The sequence below is a fragment of the Bradyrhizobium sp. OAE829 genome (genome assembly GCF_040546575.1).
Classification (GTDB): domain Bacteria; phylum Pseudomonadota; class Alphaproteobacteria; order Rhizobiales; family Xanthobacteraceae; genus Bradyrhizobium.
The window spans coordinates 5,649,760-5,666,676 of the sequence record NZ_JBEPOE010000001.1; the positions used below are offsets into that span (position 1 = coordinate 5,649,760).

Here is a 16,917-nt window from a genome sequence, read left to right on the forward strand (position 1 = left end):
CGACCACGGAATGAATGAAAAAAACAAAACAGGGAGGTTGCGTCTCATGACCACGAAGCATTGGTTATTGTCGAGCTCTGTCGCATTCACGTGCCTTGTCTCAGCCGCCGCCGGCGCTGGACCGATCGAGAATTACAGCCCGGTGACGTCGGCCCGCCTCGAAAAACCCGAACCCGGCAACTGGATGCTGTATCGCCGGACCTATGATGGGCAGGGCTACAGCCCGCTCGACCAGATCAACACTTCGAACGTCAAGGACCTCACGCCGGTATGGACCTTCTCGACGGGTGTGGTCGAAGGCCATGAGGCACCGCCGATCGTCAACAATGGCGTGATGTTCGTCGCGACGCCTGCAGGGCAGGTGATCGCGCTCAATGCCAAGACCGGCGACGAGTACTGGCGATACAAGCGCCAGCTTCCCGACGATCTCTTTCAATTGCATCCGACCAACCGCGGCGTCGGGTTGTGGCAGGACAAATTGTATCTTGCGACGACCGACGATCACGTCGTCGCGCTCGACGCCAAGACCGGCAAGGTGCTGTGGGACACCAAGGTCCAGGACTACAAGAAGGGTCAGTACCTGACGCTGATGCCGCTGATCGTCGACGGCAAGGTGATCGTCGGTGGTTCCGGCGGTGAATTCGGCGTGCGCGGCTATGTCGTCGCTTATGACGCCGAGAACGGCAAGGAACTGTGGCGGACCTTTACGATTCCGGGCCCCGGCGAGCCCGGGCACGAAACCTGGACCGGTGACGACTGGAAATCGGGCGGCGCGCCGGCCTGGATGACCGGCAACTACGACATCGAGACCAAGACCATCTATTGGGGCACCGGCAATGCCGCACCCTGGCCGGGCAATACTCATCCCGGCGACAATCTCTACTCAACCTCGGTGCTAGCGCTCGCCCCCGAGAACGGAAGGATAAAGACATACTTCCAGTATCATCAGAACGATTCCTGGGACTGGGACGAGGTCGAGGCGCCGATGCTGGTCGACCTGCAAAAGGATGGTCGCACCATCAAGAGCCTGATTCATCCCGGCCGCAACGCGATCTTCTGGGTGCTCGAGCGCAAGGCGGACAAGATCAACTACGTCAGCGGCTGGCCCTTTGTTCACACCGACGTCTGGAAAGGAATCGAGCCGGAGACCGGCAGGCCGATCGTCGATCCCGCCCACAAGCCGGTGATTGGCAAGCGGGTCGAGTTCTGTCCGTCATTGTGGGGCGGCAAGGATTGGCCGTCGGCGGCCTATAGCCAGAAGACCGGCCTGGTCTACGTGCCCGCCAACGAGAATTTCTGCGGCGGCTTCACCGGCGAGAAAGTGCCGCTGGTTGCCGGCCAGCTTTGGCTCGGCACCAAGCCCGAAGACATCGGCCTCAAGGTTCGTCCCGGCGCCGATCATTTTGGCGAATTGCAGGCGTGGGATCCGGCCACCGGGAAAAAGGTCTGGCAGCAGAACTTCCCCAAATCCCAATTGTTCGGCTCGGTGACTGCGACGGCGGGTGACCTCGTTTTCGTTGGCGGCACCAACGACCGGATGTTCCGTGCCTACCACGCCAAGACGGGTGAGAAGTTGTGGGAGCAGAAGACCAACTCCGGGATCGTGGGCATGCCGATCGCCTATGAGGTCGATGGCACGCAATATATCGCCGTGCAGTCCGGCTGGGGCGTGGATGCGCAACGCATCCAGGACGCGCTGGCGACCCAGAATAACGTGGGTGTCGAGAACAACGTGCCGCAAGGCGGCGTCGTCTGGGTATTCGCCGTCAAGAAGTAAGGGCCGAACGGTTCGACGGGGGTGGCGTAGAAAGCGGCGGGTTCAACCCCGCCGCTTTTTATTTCAAGTCATTTGCCCTTGGAATCGACCTTCGACTTTTCGTCTTCGTTCATCTGCTTGATGGTGGGATCCCGGCTGGCTTCGCCGGTGGTTTGCGTCGTCGTGGCCGCCGGCCCGCTGCTTGGAATCGAAGTCTGGCCTGACGGCGTCTTCGCCGGCCGCGTTGCCGTTGCGTCCGGCGCAGCGTTGGTCTGGGCGCTCGCTGCCTGCATATCAAAAAGAAGGACGCCCGACAGCAAGGCTGCCGCGAGCGTCCCCAATCTCACCATCGTGATTTTCATCGACCTTTTCATCGACCTGGCTCCTGTCAGATCGATGAAAACGGCCACAGCCCTTTAACGTTCCGCGTCACGCCTCCAGTTGCTTGCCGATCGGCAGGCTGCGGATGCGCTTTCCGGTGGCGGCGAAGATCGCGTTGATCAAGGCCGGCGCGAACGGCGGCACGCCGGGTTCGCCGACGCCGCTGGGCGGCGTATCGGGCCCCGGCGGCACGATATAGACGTGGGTCACCAGCGGGGACTCGTCCATCCGGATCACAGGGAAATCGTCGAAATTGCCCTGCTGCACCTTGCCGTCCTTGAAAGTGATCTCGCCATATTTGGCAAGGCTCAGCCCCATGATCGCCGCGCCCTCGATCTGGGACTCGATGCGCTCCGGATTGACATAGGTTCCGCAATCGATCGCGGTATCGACCCTCGGCACCGTGAGCTTGCCCTTGTCGTCAATGGCGACCTCGACGATGGTCGCGATGTAGCTGACGAAACTCCGGTGCACGGCGATGCCGAGCCCGTGGCCTTTCGGCACGGACCGTCCCCAGCCGCCCTTGTCGGCGACCAGCTCGACCACCTTGCGAAGGCGGGCGGTGTCGATCGGATAGCTGCTATAGGGCTCGCCGTAGTTCCAGGGGTCCTTCACCGACGACAGGTTGACGAGGCGAGGCGATCCGATCAGCTCCAGCAGCATGTCCTTCGGGTCGCGCTTGGTCGCGGAAGCGATTTCGGCAACCATCGACTGAACCGCGAAGGCGCGCGGGATGTTCGACACCGCACGGAACCAGCCAATGCGGGTATGCGCGGCCGCTTCCGGATTCTCGCATTGCAGGTTGGCGATCTCGAACGGGTTGTCGATCAGTCCCATGCCGAGTTCGAACGGCGCCTCATGCTTCGCACCAGCTGCGAAGGTCGAGGCAATGGTAGGCGCCACGCTGCGATGCCGCCACGCGATCACCTTGCCGCTCTTGTCCAGCCCGGCCTCGATGCGTTCCAGCGAAACGGTGTGCAGGAAGCCGTGACGAACATCGTCCTCCCGCGTCCATTGCACCTTCACGGGCGCACCGAGTTCCTTCGACAGCAGCGCCGCCTCGATCGCGAAATCGCATTTCGATTTGCGCCCGAACCCGCCGCCGAGCAGCGTGACGTTGACGGTGACGTTGGCGTCGGGGATGCCGAGCGTCTTGGCGACGTCTTCGCGCGTGCCGCCGGCACTTTGCACCGGCGCCCAGATTTCGCACCTGTCGCCTTTGACATCGGCGACCGCGACCGGCGGCTCCATGCTGACATGCGCCAGGTGCGGCACATAATACTCGCCGGTGATCACCTTGTCGGCGCTCTTCAATGCCGCATCGGCGTCGCCTTCCTTGCGCACCACCAGCCCCGGTTTTCGCGCGGCCTCTTCCAGCGAAGCCCGGTAGGCGACCGAGTCGTATTTGCCGTTGGCGCCGTCATCCCAGACGATCTTCAGCGCGTCGCGCCCCTTGATCGCCGCCCCGGTGTTGCGGGCGATCACGGCAACGCCGCCGAGCGGCTGGAATTTGGACGGCCACGGCCAGCCCTTGACCTCCAATACCTTCTCGACGCCGGAGACCTTCATCGCTTCCGCCGCGTCGAACGACTTCACCTTGCCGCCGGTCACCGGCGGACGGGCGATGACGGCGTATTTCATGCCCGGCAGCCGAATGTCGGCGCCGTAATGCGCCTTGCCGACGGTAATGTCCCTGAGATCGACGATGCCGATCTGGCCCTTGCCGAGATAGCGGAAATCCTTCGGGTCCTTCAGCTTCAAACCTTCGATACCAGGCACCGATTCCTTGGCGGCATCGGCGGCAAGATCGCCAAAGCCTATCTTGCGTCCGCTCGCAGCGTGGATCACCTCGTGATTGCGGGCCTTCACCTCGGTCGCCGGCACGCCCCAGCGCTTGGCGGCGGCGGCCTCCAGCATCGAGCGCGCCGAGGCGCCGATCTGGCGCATCGGCATCAGATAATGCCGCGTGCTGCGCGAGCCGTCGGTGTCCTGGTTGCCGTATTTGGCCTCGTTGCCGGGCGCCTGCTGAACCCGGACGCGCGACCAGTCTGCTTCCATCTCCTCGGCGACGATCAGCGGCAGGCTGGTCCGTACGCCGGTTCCCATCTCGGCGCGGTGGCCGACGATGGTGACGATGCCGTCGGGCGCGATCGAGACGAACACGCGTGGATCGACCACGGTGCCGTGCGGCATCTTCGATGCGCCGGTCTCGTAGGCGGCGAAAGCCGGGCGGGACATCACGGGCGCGGCGAGCGCAAAGCCGCCGGCGATGCCGAGGCCCTTCAGGATGCTGCGGCGGGAAACGTTCTCGACCTTGAGGTGCCGCTCAAAGCCGCGAAGTTTTTTGGGATTGGTGAGGATATTCATGATCACACCCCCGTTGACGCGAGATGCACGGCGTTCTCGATGCGCTGGTAACAGCCGCAGCGGCAGATGTTGCCCGCCATCGCTTCGCGGATCTGGTCATGGGTAGGTTTTGGATTGTCCATCAACAGCGCGGCGCCCTGCATGATCTGGCCGGTCTGGCAATAGCCGCATTGCGGGACATTGAGCTGGCGCCAGGCCTTCTGCACCGGGTGATCGCCGGTCGGGTGCAACCCCTCGATGGTGGTGACGTCGCGGCCGACCACGTCGGAAACCGAGGTGATGCAGGCGCGCACGGCCTGCTTGTCGATGATGACGGTGCACGAGCCGCACAGGGCCTGGCCGCAGCCATATTTGGTCCCTGTCAGTCCCGCCTCGTCACGGAGAAACCAGAGTAACGGAAGATCCGGATCGCCATCCCAATTTTGTTCCTGGCCGTTTATCTTCACCTTGATCATGGCTGTCCCTCGCTCTTTTTAAGCTGTTGATCTGTTTGCGGCGCGAGCCGGAACACATTTCCATTCGCTCGGATCGCCGCGTGGTTTTCCCGCCCCAAGGCATTTCGTGAAGGCAATCTGGTTAAGGCAATTTGCTGTTTGCGGATGTCCTTTCGCGATTTGGCCGAGGCGCCCCCGGCATCAGGAATGCCGCGATGCTATCAGACGTTAACGACGCGGTGACTTCACAGACAGGTGTTTTGGATTTGCCGTTTGTCGAAAGCGGGGCTGCCGGGCGGCTGGCCGGTTTCTCTCGCCGCGCGCGGAAGCCGGGCAGTGAAGGCGTTGAGTTCGTTCGAACGGCGTTGCACCGGCGAGGAGGTGAAGCTGGGTACAGGCGGTGACCAAGTCCTCGCCTTCGACGCCAGGCCGCCAAAACCCGCCGGCAGGCTGAAATTCGTCAGCAAAACGCTCAGCGGCCAGTCGCGCGGACTGCAGATGCGCGCCCGCTCGTCACTGAGTTCCGGATTCTCGGGGCCGTCGTCCACTGTCTCGTCCTTTGGCCGGCGCCGCCGCCATCGCTCAGTTGAAGGCACCCTGAAGCCTGATTTCGATGCCGGACCGCCAGGATCACGCCCGGACCGCCCTAGATCGCCTAAACCATGGCCTTCAGCGCCTTGCAGCCGGACGATTTCGCGGCTATTCCCTCTGCCGTACGCTCCCTTCGTCTAGCGGTTAGGACGCGGCCCTCTCAAGGCTGAAACAGGGGTTCGATTCCCCTAGGGAGCGCCATAAAATCAAATGCTTAGGCGACGATCGAGGTCGCCGTTGAATATCGGTAAAATTAACATCCCTGCGCCCGCGAATTTCGTGCTGCTCCAGCGCACCGCGATTCCACAGTCGAATACCCCCGAACTCTCGGCCGACATCCGTCGTAACCCCGTCCAAAAGGCACGCGACAAACCGTAGGCGTCCTTCCATACCGGCCTCTGCGCCCAGCCTGCAGGTTGAAATAGAAGTCGGTTCTTCCGCCGCCGACATACTCGAAGATAGAGAGGCGATGGCCGCGTTGTGCAAAAACAATGGATGTTGTTTTGGGGACGATCCTCCAGGCGAATCATCAGACCCCTTTGATCGGGTGTGTAGCCGCAGCCTGTCGATGAGCGCGCTCCAGGCGGTCTGCGAGCGTATCGAGCCCCTTGACGTTGACCGTCTCCTCGAACGCTTTGAAGCGGATGTGCTTGCCGATTAGCTCCAGCCGGCGCATTCGATCGGACAGTCGTAGCTTCCTGGTTTCGCCGATCTGGACGCGATCCTTGCGGCGAATATCCGCCTGCGTGGCGTTCATGTCGTGGAGATATTCCTCGACGAAGCGTCGCCGCTTTGACGTCAAAACCGGCACGGTCGCATCGGAATTCATGTCCGATGTCTACCGGAGAGTCCTTTGCACTCTCGGTCACGCGGTGGCTTCGGTTTCAGATACGAACTGCCGATTGAGCGGCCGAATGATCCTGGTCCATTTGATGCTCCGGCAATGTAGCGCAGTCGTGCGGCACTGACTTCAGCTTCACTTTTTTCATTAGCGAGCACCGAATAGTTCACTGCGCTTAATCCTCGCTTATTGCGAATCCCTCGTTGGACCGTTTGGCAATTCCCGGAGGAGCCCGCAGACAATCTGGCAAATACAAGCTGTGCTGCTCTCAATCGCTCTTTCGAGGTACCTCTTTCGCCGCTTGATGTCCGTAGTCTTACGGCCTCTCAATCCAGGAACAGTTTTGACGTCTAACCGGATGAATCATAACGCAATTTTGCGACGCCATCGATTCATAGTTAAGTCGCGTTGCATATGGACGGTAATTAGAATTTACGACAAGTTGCGCTCATGAAGTTAAGGGACGGCCTCGCGAATTGCAGCACGAATGAATGACGTCTGCGACTTTGTCTCTGATCAAATCAAGAGACGCGACAAAAAAATTTCGAACATGCGCGGGTCCTGGGACTCGACATGAATAGGGCAGGGATTATGGCGTTCGGAGTAATTCACAATAGTTCCAGATTCTCTCCAATGTCAGCGCGTTTGCGTTGACCGCGCGCCGAAAAATCGGCGGTGTCTTGTGAGATACTTTTCGAGTGCGATCGCACCTGCTCTGCGTTAGCAGAGGAGTGAGCCGTGGGACGCGTTGCGTTTACTAAAAGGCAGAGCCGGTCGACTGGTTCGAGATCGAATCGCGTCGCCACGAAATTTCAGGTTTTTGCCGTTTTTCCATTTTTCCAATCGGACCGTCGATCGCTCCCACAAATGATTCACCAGCATTTGCTTCAGACGACTCCTTCGTTTCGTTGTCGTCTCACTTAGACATCATTGCAAAATTCCAGGCCGCGATCGCGGCATCCGGTTCATCGAACAGGCAGACGGCGCGATAGTTGCGCGCGAATTTTACGAACAGAGTATTGGAGTATTTTTGATGGCAAGCGCCAGCGGCACCACCACCCTCACAGGCACCAGTGGCAGCGACAATTACGTCGGCGGGTCCGGCAATGACTATCTCTCCGGAGGCGCTGGTGGCGATCGCCTCAACGGCGGATCGGGGGCCGATACGCTTGATGGCGGCAGTGGTTTTGACACCGTCCTCGGTGGGTCAGGCGCGGATACGCTCATCTATCGAGCGTGGGAAAACCAATACAAGATCGGTAGCCAAGTCTACGGGGTAGGCACAACGGTCGGACAAATGGCCTTTTCCGGCTACGACATCTATGACGGCGGCAACGGCAATGCTGCCCAGGGCACGGCAGAAATTGATACACTCGTTATCAACCTGAGCAATGCGCAGTTACTTAATACGACTTTCATGGCAGCGTTGAACGCTGAAATCACCCAATTTCAGGCCTTTATGGCCGCAAACACGAACAAGAATACCGGTCAAGCAGGCCAGGCAGAATTCACGTTCACGAGCATCAATCTCAAAGTCTCTGCGATTGAAAAGGTCAGTGTCGCGCTCGACCCGACTTCTCCCAAAGGCGTCGACGATATCAATGGGCTCGATCTTGTCCGAGAGGCCGGCGTGGGCCCGGGTAATGCCCCGTTTGCGGGCGATTGTTCGGCCGCAGGCAATGTGCTCACAAATGATACGGATTCTGACAACGGCCAGGCGTCGCTGGTTGTCTCGGGCGTGCGTACCGGACCAGAATACGGCGCGGGAACTGGCGGCACAGTAGGGACCGCACTGGTTGGCATCTACGGCTCGCTGACCCTGAATGCCAATGGCACCTGGACCTATGCCCTAAATAACATGGACGCCGACACCAACGCGTTGGCGGACGGCGTCACGGTCACGGAGGTGTTTACGTACACCGTGCAAGATCCAAATGGTCTTACGGACACCGCACAGCTGACCATCACGATCATGGGCACCAATGACATTGTCAGCATCACCAGCGGTGCGCAGAGCGGCGCGGTGGTCGAGGATGCGCCCACCACGCCGAATCCGTCCGACTCGCTCGACGCCAATGGCACCATCAGTTTCACCGACGTCGACCTCAGCGACGGGCACACGGCGTCGTTTGTCGCAGCTCCTGCCAACGCAACGTCGCTCGGAACCTTCTCGCTTGGTGCGGTGAGTGAGGCCGCCAACGCGGCGAACGGCTCGGTCGGTTGGAGTTATGCGCTCAACAACAGCGCGTCGCAGTACCTCGCCGACGGCCAGAGCGTCACCGAGACTTATACGGTCACGGTGAATGACGGCCACGGTTCGACGACCACCCAGAACGTAGTCGTCACCATCACCGGCAGCAACGACGTTGTCAGCGTCACCAGCGGTGTGCAGAGCGGCACGGTGGTCGAGGATGCGCTCACCACACCAAATCCGTCCGACTCGCTCAACGCCAATGGCACCATCAATTTCACTGACGTCGACCTCAGCGACGGCCACACCGTCAGCTTTGCTGCCGCTCCCGCCAACATGACGTCGCTCGGGACCTTCTCGCTTGGTGCGGTGAGTGAGGCCGTCAACGCGGCCAGCGGCTCGGTCGGTTGGAGTTATGCGCTCAACAACAGCGCGTCGCAGTACCTGGCCGACGGCCAGAGCGTCACCGAGACTTACACGGTCACGGTGAATGACGGTCATGGTTCGACCACCACGCAGGATGTTGTGATCACCATCAACGGCACCAATGATGCGCCGACGGTTGACGCGACGGCGGCCTCGGCGATCACCGAGGCGGGCGATGCCAGCGCGCAGGACCTCAGCCAGTCCGGCACGGTGAGCTTTGACGACATCGACACCAACGACGTGGTGGACATCAGCTATGCCGCCAACGGCGACATCGCCTGGAGCAACGGCACGATCGACCCGGCGCTGGCGGCGCAATTGGTGGCGGGCTTTGCCACCAGCGCGACCGACGCGGCGGCCCCGGGCGACACGCCGTGGACCTACACGGTCAACGACGCCAACCTCGACTTCCTGTCGTCGGGCGAAACCATCACCTTCTCCTACACGGTGACGGCGACCGACAGCACCGGCGCGACCGCGACCGACACGGTCAGCTTCACCATCAACGGCACCAATGATGCGCCGACGGTTGACGCGACGGCGGCCTCGGCGATCACCGAGGCGGGCGATGCCAGCGCGCAGGACCTCAGCCAGTCCGGCACGGTGAGCTTTGACGACATCGACACCAACGACGTGGTGGACATCAGCTATGCCGCCAACGGCGACATCGCCTGGAGCAACGGCACGATCGACCCGGCGCTGGCGGCGCAATTGGTGGCGGGCTTTGCCACCAGCGCGACCGACGCGGCGGCCCCGGGCGACACGCCGTGGACCTACACGGTCAACGACGCCAACCTCGACTTCCTGTCGTCGGGCGAAACCATCACCTTCTCCTACACGGTGACGGCGACCGACAGCACCGGCGCGACCGCGACCGACACGGTCAGCTTCACCATCAACGGCACCAATGATGCGCCGACGGTTGACGCGACGGCGGCCTCGGCGATCACCGAGGCGGGCGATGCCAGCGCGCAGGACCTCAGCCAGTCCGGCACGGTGAGCTTTGACGACATCGACACCAACGACGTGGTGGACATCAGCTATGCCGCCAACGGCGACATCGCCTGGAGCAACGGCACGATCGACCCGGCGCTGGCGGCGCAATTGGTGGCGGGCTTTGCCACCAGCGCGACCGACGCGGCGGCCCCGGGCGACACGCCGTGGACCTACACGGTCAACGACGCCAACCTCGACTTCCTGTCGTCGGGCGAAACCATCACCTTCTCCTACACGGTGACGGCGACCGACAGCACCGGCGCGACCGCGACCGACACGGTCAGCTTCACCATCAACGGCACCAATGATGCGCCGACGGTTGACGCGACGGCGGCCTCGGCGATCACCGAGGCGGGCGATGCCAGCGCGCAGGACCTCAGCCAGTCCGGCACGGTGAGCTTTGACGACATCGACACCAACGACGTGGTGGACATCAGCTATGCCGCCAACGGCGACATCGCCTGGAGCAACGGCACGATCGACCCGGCGCTGGCGGCGCAATTGGTGGCGGGCTTTGCCACCAGCGCGACCGACGCGGCGGCCCCGGGCGACACCGCCGTGGACCTACACGGTCAACGACGCCAACCTCGACTTCCTGTCGTCGGGCGAAACCATCACCTTCTCCTACACGGTGACGGCGACCGACAGCACCGGCGCGACCGCGACCGACACGGTCAGCTTCACCATCAACGGCACCAATGATGCGCCGACGGTTGACGCGACGGCGGCCTCGGCGATCACCGAGGCGGGCGATGCCAGCGCGCAGGACCTCAGCCAGTCCGGCACGGTGAGCTTTGACGACATCGACACCAACGACGTGGTGGACATCAGCTATGCCGCCAACGGCGACATCGCCTGGAGCAACGGCACGATCGACCCGGCGCTGGCGGCGCAATTGGTGGCGGGCTTTGCCACCAGCGCGACCGACGCGGCGGCCCCGGGCGACACGCCGTGGACCTACACGGTCAACGACGCCAACCTCGACTTCCTGTCGTCGGGCGAAACCATCACCTTCTCCTACACGGTGACGGCGACCGACAGCACCGGCGCGACCGCGACCGACACGGTCAGCTTCACCATCAACGGCACCAATGATGCGCCGACGGTTGACGCGACGGCGGCCTCGGCGATCACCGAGGCGGGCGATGCCAGCGCGCAGGACCTCAGCCAGTCCGGCACGGTGAGCTTTGACGACATCGACACCAACGACGTGGTGGACATCAGCTATGCCGCCAACGGCGACATCGCCTGGAGCAACGGCACGATCGACCCGGCGCTGGCGGCGCAATTGGTGGCGGGCTTTGCCACCAGCGCGACCGACGCGGCGGCCCCGGGCGACACGCCGTGGACCTACACGGTCAACGACGCCAACCTCGACTTCCTGTCGTCGGGCGAAACCATCACCTTCTCCTACACGGTGACGGCGACCGACAGCACCGGCGCGACCGCGACCGACACGGTCAGCTTCACCATCAACGGCACCAATGATGCGCCGACGGTTGACGCGACGGCGGCCTCGGCGATCACCGAGGCGGGCGATGCCAGCGCGCAGGACCTCAGCCAGTCCGGCACGGTGAGCTTTGACGACATCGACACCAACGACGTGGTGGACATCAGCTATGCCGCCAACGGCGACATCGCCTGGAGCAACGGCACGATCGACCCGGCGCTGGCGGCGCAATTGGTGGCGGGCTTTGCCACCAGCGCGACCGACGCGGCGGCCCCGGGCGACACGCCGTGGACCTACACGGTCAACGACGCCAACCTCGACTTCCTGTCGTCGGGCGAAACCATCACCTTCTCCTACACGGTGACGGCGACCGACAGCACCGGCGCGACCGCGACCGACACGGTCAGCTTCACCATCAACGGCACCAATGATGCGCCGACGGTTGACGCGACGGCGGCCTCGGCGATCACCGAGGCGGGCGATGCCAGCGCGCAGGACCTCAGCCAGTCCGGCACGGTGAGCTTTGACGACATCGACACCAACGACGTGGTGGACATCAGCTATGCCGCCAACGGCGACATCGCCTGGAGCAACGGCACGATCGACCCGGCGCTGGCGGCGCAATTGGTGGCGGGCTTTGCCACCAGCGCGACCGACGCGGCGGCCCCGGGCGACACGCCGTGGACCTACACGGTCAACGACGCCAACCTCGACTTCCTGTCGTCGGGCGAAACCATCACCTTCTCCTACACGGTGACGGCGACCGACAGCACCGGCGCGACCGCGACCGACACGGTCAGCTTCACCATCAACGGCACCAATGATGCGCCGACTGCGGTCGGCGACGCGCCAGTGAGCGTTACGGAGGATTTTGTCGGCACCATAGGCGGCAATACTTTGACCAACGACACCGACGTCGATAACGGCGACACCAGGACGGTCACCGCTGTCGATATTGGAAGCGGTTTTCAGACGATTGTGCCGAGTGGCATAACGACGCTGTCAAATACGAAAGGTACCTATACCTTCCAAGCGGACGGAGCGTGGACGTTCGATCCCAGCCTGAACCAGAACAATGCGTCGGGAATCAGCGCCGCTTTCACATATCAAATCACAGATAGTCATGGAGCGACCGCGACGGCGGTTCAGCCGATCACGGTGACCGATGGGACCGCGGCGGCTAATGCGGCGGCCATCACGCTCGACGTTAACGAGGCGGCGCTGTCGACCGCTGGTGCGACAGGGTCGAATCCGTCTCTAATAACTGAGGTAGACAATAGCCCAAGCCTCTCATTCACCGCCGGCTCGGACAATCTGACCTCCTTTGCTTTCTCGACCAACTTGTCGGGTTTGGTCACGGACCTGAACGGCGGCGGCCAGGACATCTGGTGGCAGTACTCGTCCGCTACGCAGATCAAGGGCTTCCTTAACGCAGGAATGACGCAGTTGGCGGTGACGCTCGATTTGAACGCGCCGGCGAGCATTGCTGCGGGCGCCAGCGGGACTGCTACGGTGACGGCGACGCTGTCCGATAATCTGTCGCATCCGAATGGTTTGGCCGCGCAAATCAGTTCGCTCGGCAACGTGAACGTCCAGGCAACCGACACCGATGGAGACATAGCGACCGGCGCCGCGACCGTGCGGGTGCAGGACGACGTTCCGAACAACATTACTGCTATGCCGATGATTGTGTCGAACGAAACTACCACGGTCGGCACCGCTCCCCTCAACTTCTTCGAGAATATTGGGGCGGACGGCGGAACGGTGGTGTTTGACGGCACAAACAATTCCACCCTGCTTTCGGGTGGCAACGCAGTGAAGTCCGGCGGCGTGGACGTCAAACTGTTTGGGTTCAATACGGGCGTGCTGACCGCCAAGACAGGCGCCGCTGCAGATGGCACGGGTGGCACGACGATTTTCACCATCACGCTGAACCCGAACAGCGCCACCGAGGCGAATGACAATTACACGGTGCAGTTTTTCCAACGTCTGGATGATGGGTCACAAGCGTCCACCGTCTCCGTTGGGAGCCTTAGCGCCGGCAATGGCACTTTCCGGCTCGTAGAAGGAGCCGGCAACAGGGATCTGCTGTTCTCTGCGCAGAACGGCGCGGGCGCCGAGGGGACGGTCAACACAAACAGCTCCCAAGTCGGCGTCAACAATCCCTCCATCAGCGGTGGTGAGCGCCTCCGCATCGACTTCGTCAACAATGGCGTAGCGCCAGGTACTACGTTTGACTACGACAGTCATTATGACGTGAACGGTTTCTCGTTTGGCCTTCCCGATGTTTCCGCTGGGGCTACGGTGAAGCTGAGGGTGTATAGCGACTCGGACGCCGAACCAGGCGCTGCTACATCAAGTCGCGCGGATCTGATCAACGATGCCCAGGTTCAGGTCACCCGCATACTGAAGAACGGTGTGGAGCTGAATCTTTCGTCACTGACCTCAACCGTGGAGGCGGGAGTCACAGTATACACCGTCAGCGTTGCACTAAACGACACGATTACTGTTTTCAGCGACGATGGCTATAATAGAATTGAGGTTGAAAATCCGACTGGCAATAACATTGGCCTCAACACTTTCGGGTACCAAACGGAAAACGTTGGCAGCCCGATCCCGATGAGCTTCGGCCTCAAGGCCACGGATGGCGATGGAGACATTGCAGCCGGCTCCCTCAGTCTTACGACCCAACCCGCTCCGGACCTCACCGGAACGGCAGCGGCAGAAGCGTTGGTCGGCGGCGCACTCGCCAATGTCATCATTGGTGGCGGCGGCGCCGATCTATTGATCGGCAATGGCGGCAGCGATACGATCACTTACGAGACGGGTGCGACAATCCACGGCGATTCCGCTTCTGCGCCGGCAGGCACCAACAGCGACACGCTCGTTCTCACGCAGGCCGTGAACATAAATCTGTCTCTCGTTAATCAGGATACCTCGGCAGCTTCCGTCGTTACCGGGTTCGAGAATGTCAACGCATCAGCCGTGTCTTCGGCCGTTGTTCTGACCGGATCGGGCGGGGCAAATAGTTTGATCGGTGGCACCGGCGGCGACACCCTCACTGCTGGTGGGGGCGGTGACACGCTCACTGGCAATGCAGGCGCAGATACATTTAATGTAGAATCGGGCACGGACAGCATCACGGATCTCGGAACGGGGGGCGCCGACATCCTAGTCGTGTCAGCTGGAGCAACCGCGATCGCGACCGCCACCGCCGCTTGGACGGCGAGCGTGGCGACCAACAACGCTGGCACGGCATCCGTAAATGCAAACGGCTTTAACGTGAGTGTTGCCAGTGCCAGTGGACCCAACGGCTGGACCCTGAATAACAGCAGTACGACGGCGGTCACCCTAACGGGTTCTGCGAATGGCGACATAGTCACATCGAGTAGTGCGGGAGACACTATCAATGCCGGGGCCGGCGCTGATACCGTAAAGATAGATGCCGGCAGCGCCACCAACCGTTCGTGGACAGTCAACCTGGGAAGCGATGCGGTTCAGGACACGATTATCTTCAACCACACCGCGCTGGGCCTTGCCGACCAGACGGTCGTGACTGTCAGCAACTTCGACGTGGCTGACAGCGATCGAGTTGCCGTGATTCTCAATGGCACGAGCATTACGGCCACCGGTGTCCAGACGATCACGGCGGACAATACCACTTTTTCGGGAACAGCAAGGATCGTCGAAATAGCGATCAACAACGCTGGTCGGGTTACCACCTCGCTTGCTAACGATGGAGACGGCTCAAATATCGAAAGTATCATTCAGGCGGCAACCACTAACTTTCCCGCCACTGGAAATTACACGTTCATCGTTTACTCGGACCTCACCGGCACCGCGAATGCGGGTATCTATACGGTGAACATTAGTGATGCTACGAACCCCAGTAATGGCGGCATGACCGTTGAGCACATCATGACGCTCAATGGTGTCGGGTTCGGCGCGATGGGGGCTGCCAACTTCGCGAACCTCACCCTCGCGCCCGCGGGGGTTGCGGGCGAGCCGGTCAACCTGGCTCTCACCGACCCGTCCGCCGATCACGTCGGCGCCGTCACGGTCACTATCGCCGGCGTTCCGGCGGGCTGGAGCTTGAGCGAAGGCGCCGCCAACGGCGATGGCAGTTGGACGGTGCATACAGCCGACGTTGCCGCGCTGACGATCACCTCGCCAGGCGACTACACCGGCGCGCTGGTCCTCACCGTGACGCAAAGCTGGACCAACCCAGACGGCAGCACCGGGAACGCCATCGTCGCCGATAACGTGGAAGTCTACGCGCCGGGCAACCCGATCTTCGCCATCTCGGGCGACGACAACCTGACCGGCTCCAGCGGCCAAGACCTGTTCGTGTTCGCCCAACCAATCGGCCATGACGTGATTTATAGCTTCGACGCCATGTCGGATCAGATTGATCTGATCGGCTATGCTAATTTCACCGGCTTCGGCGACATCCAGGCGCATACTGCAAACGACGCGGCCGGCAACGCGGTGATCACGCTCGCTGACGGTCAATCGATCACGCTGAATGGGGTCGATGCCGCTTCGCTCGCCGCTGATGACTTCGTCTTCGACCAGACACCGTTCACGGTGAATGCCAGCCACATGGTGATCAGCAATGGCGCAATTCTGCCGCTGAGCGGCGTCATCGATAACACCGGCACGATAGAATTGAACTCGGCGGGTGTCGAAACCGATCTCCAGCTTATCCAGCATGGCATTACGCTCCAGGGTCACGGACAGGTCATGCTGTCCGACAGCACCGGGAACGTGATCACCGGAACGGTCTCGGACGTCACGCTGACGAACGTGGACAACACCATCTCGGGCGCCGGACAGCTCGGCGCAGGGCAGATGATCCTGATCAACGAAGGCACGATCATCGCCACCGGCACCAATTCCCTCGAGATCGATACCGGTGCGCATACCATCGTCAATTCCGGAACACTCGAAGCGACCGGCAGCGGCGGGCTGGTGATCGACAGCAACCTTGATAATTCCGGATTGCTGTGGGCGAATGGGGCAGACATCACCCTCAACGGCAGCGTAACTGGCGGCGGCACGGCATTGATCGATGGTGTAGCCACGATCGAGTTCGAAGCGGCCTCAGCTGTTGATGTAACGTTTGCTGCCGAGGCGACTGGAACGCTCAAGCTTGGCGACTCCTTCGACTTCAGCGGAATGGTTTCGGGATTTAACGAGGATGACCACTTCGATCTGGTCGATGTCACGTTTGGAGAAAGCACCAGCGTAAGTTACGTTGAGAACACCGAGGAGACCGGCGGAACCCTAACGGTAACGGACGGCGTTCACACCGCCAACATCTCGTTGCTCGGCGACTACTCGGCGGACGGCTTCGCATTCTCGGCAGACGATACGACGGGCACACTTCTGTCATACCGTGCGGATCTGATCTAGCTGACCGACGGCTCTGGATGCGGTGCGGAGCTGATGGGGCGATGCCCGACGATGGTTTTGGAACGTGAG

Annotated in this window: 8 protein-coding genes and 1 tRNA gene; 4 read left to right on the forward strand and 5 right to left on the reverse strand. The window is 61.6% G+C overall.

The annotated features are described in order from the left end of the window. Positions 1-46 precede the first annotated feature (46 nt). A complete protein-coding gene (locus ABIE49_RS27120) occupies positions 47-1,777 on the forward strand; it encodes a methanol/ethanol family PQQ-dependent dehydrogenase (protein ID WP_192736703.1) in 1,731 nt (576 codons plus the stop codon). Between the two features lie 68 nt (positions 1,778-1,845). On the opposite strand, the gene ABIE49_RS27125 is transcribed toward ABIE49_RS27120, so the two are convergent. From ABIE49_RS27125 to ABIE49_RS27140, 4 genes are all read right to left on the reverse strand, one after another. Beyond that, positions 1,846-2,130 carry a hypothetical protein gene (locus ABIE49_RS27125; protein WP_354066990.1) on the reverse strand — a complete coding sequence of 95 codons (285 nt, stop codon included), beginning with the start codon at positions 2,128-2,130 and terminating at the stop codon, positions 1,846-1,848. Positions 2,131-2,185: 55 nt separating this feature from the next. After that, positions 2,186-4,504, reverse strand: a complete 2,319-nt coding sequence (locus tag ABIE49_RS27130; RefSeq protein WP_192736702.1) for a xanthine dehydrogenase family protein molybdopterin-binding subunit — start codon at positions 4,502-4,504, stop codon at positions 2,186-2,188. A 2-nt stretch (positions 4,505-4,506) separates the two neighbouring features. Next, positions 4,507-4,959: a (2Fe-2S)-binding protein gene (locus ABIE49_RS27135; RefSeq protein WP_192736701.1), complete on the reverse strand. Its 453-nt coding sequence runs from the start codon at positions 4,957-4,959 to the stop codon at positions 4,507-4,509. Positions 4,960-5,183: 224 nt separating this feature from the next. After that, positions 5,184-5,486, reverse strand: a complete 303-nt coding sequence (locus ABIE49_RS27140; protein ID WP_192736700.1) for a hypothetical protein — start codon at positions 5,484-5,486, stop codon at positions 5,184-5,186. 169 nt (positions 5,487-5,655) lie between these two features. On the opposite strand from ABIE49_RS27140, the gene ABIE49_RS27145 reads away from it, so the two are divergent. Beyond that, positions 5,656-5,730: transfer RNA gene (locus ABIE49_RS27145), tRNA-Glu, on the forward strand. Positions 5,731-6,058: 328 nt separating this feature from the next. Here the strand turns inward: ABIE49_RS27145 and ABIE49_RS27150 are convergent. Further along, entirely contained in the window at positions 6,059-6,358 is a 300-nt protein-coding gene (locus tag ABIE49_RS27150) for a hypothetical protein (RefSeq protein WP_192736699.1), read from the reverse strand. Between the two features lie 1,045 nt (positions 6,359-7,403). Here ABIE49_RS27150 and ABIE49_RS27155 point away from each other — a divergent pair. Together ABIE49_RS27155 and ABIE49_RS27160 are read left to right on the forward strand one after the other, a co-directional pair. Next, positions 7,404-10,685: a beta strand repeat-containing protein gene (locus ABIE49_RS27155; RefSeq protein WP_354066991.1), complete on the forward strand. Its 3,282-nt coding sequence runs from the start codon at positions 7,404-7,406 to the stop codon at positions 10,683-10,685. Beyond that, positions 10,597-16,848: a VCBS domain-containing protein gene (locus ABIE49_RS27160; protein WP_354067627.1), complete on the forward strand. Its 6,252-nt coding sequence runs from the start codon at positions 10,597-10,599 to the stop codon at positions 16,846-16,848. The genes ABIE49_RS27155 and ABIE49_RS27160 overlap by 89 nt, the downstream gene beginning before the upstream one ends. Positions 16,849-16,917: the final 69 nt, after the last annotated feature.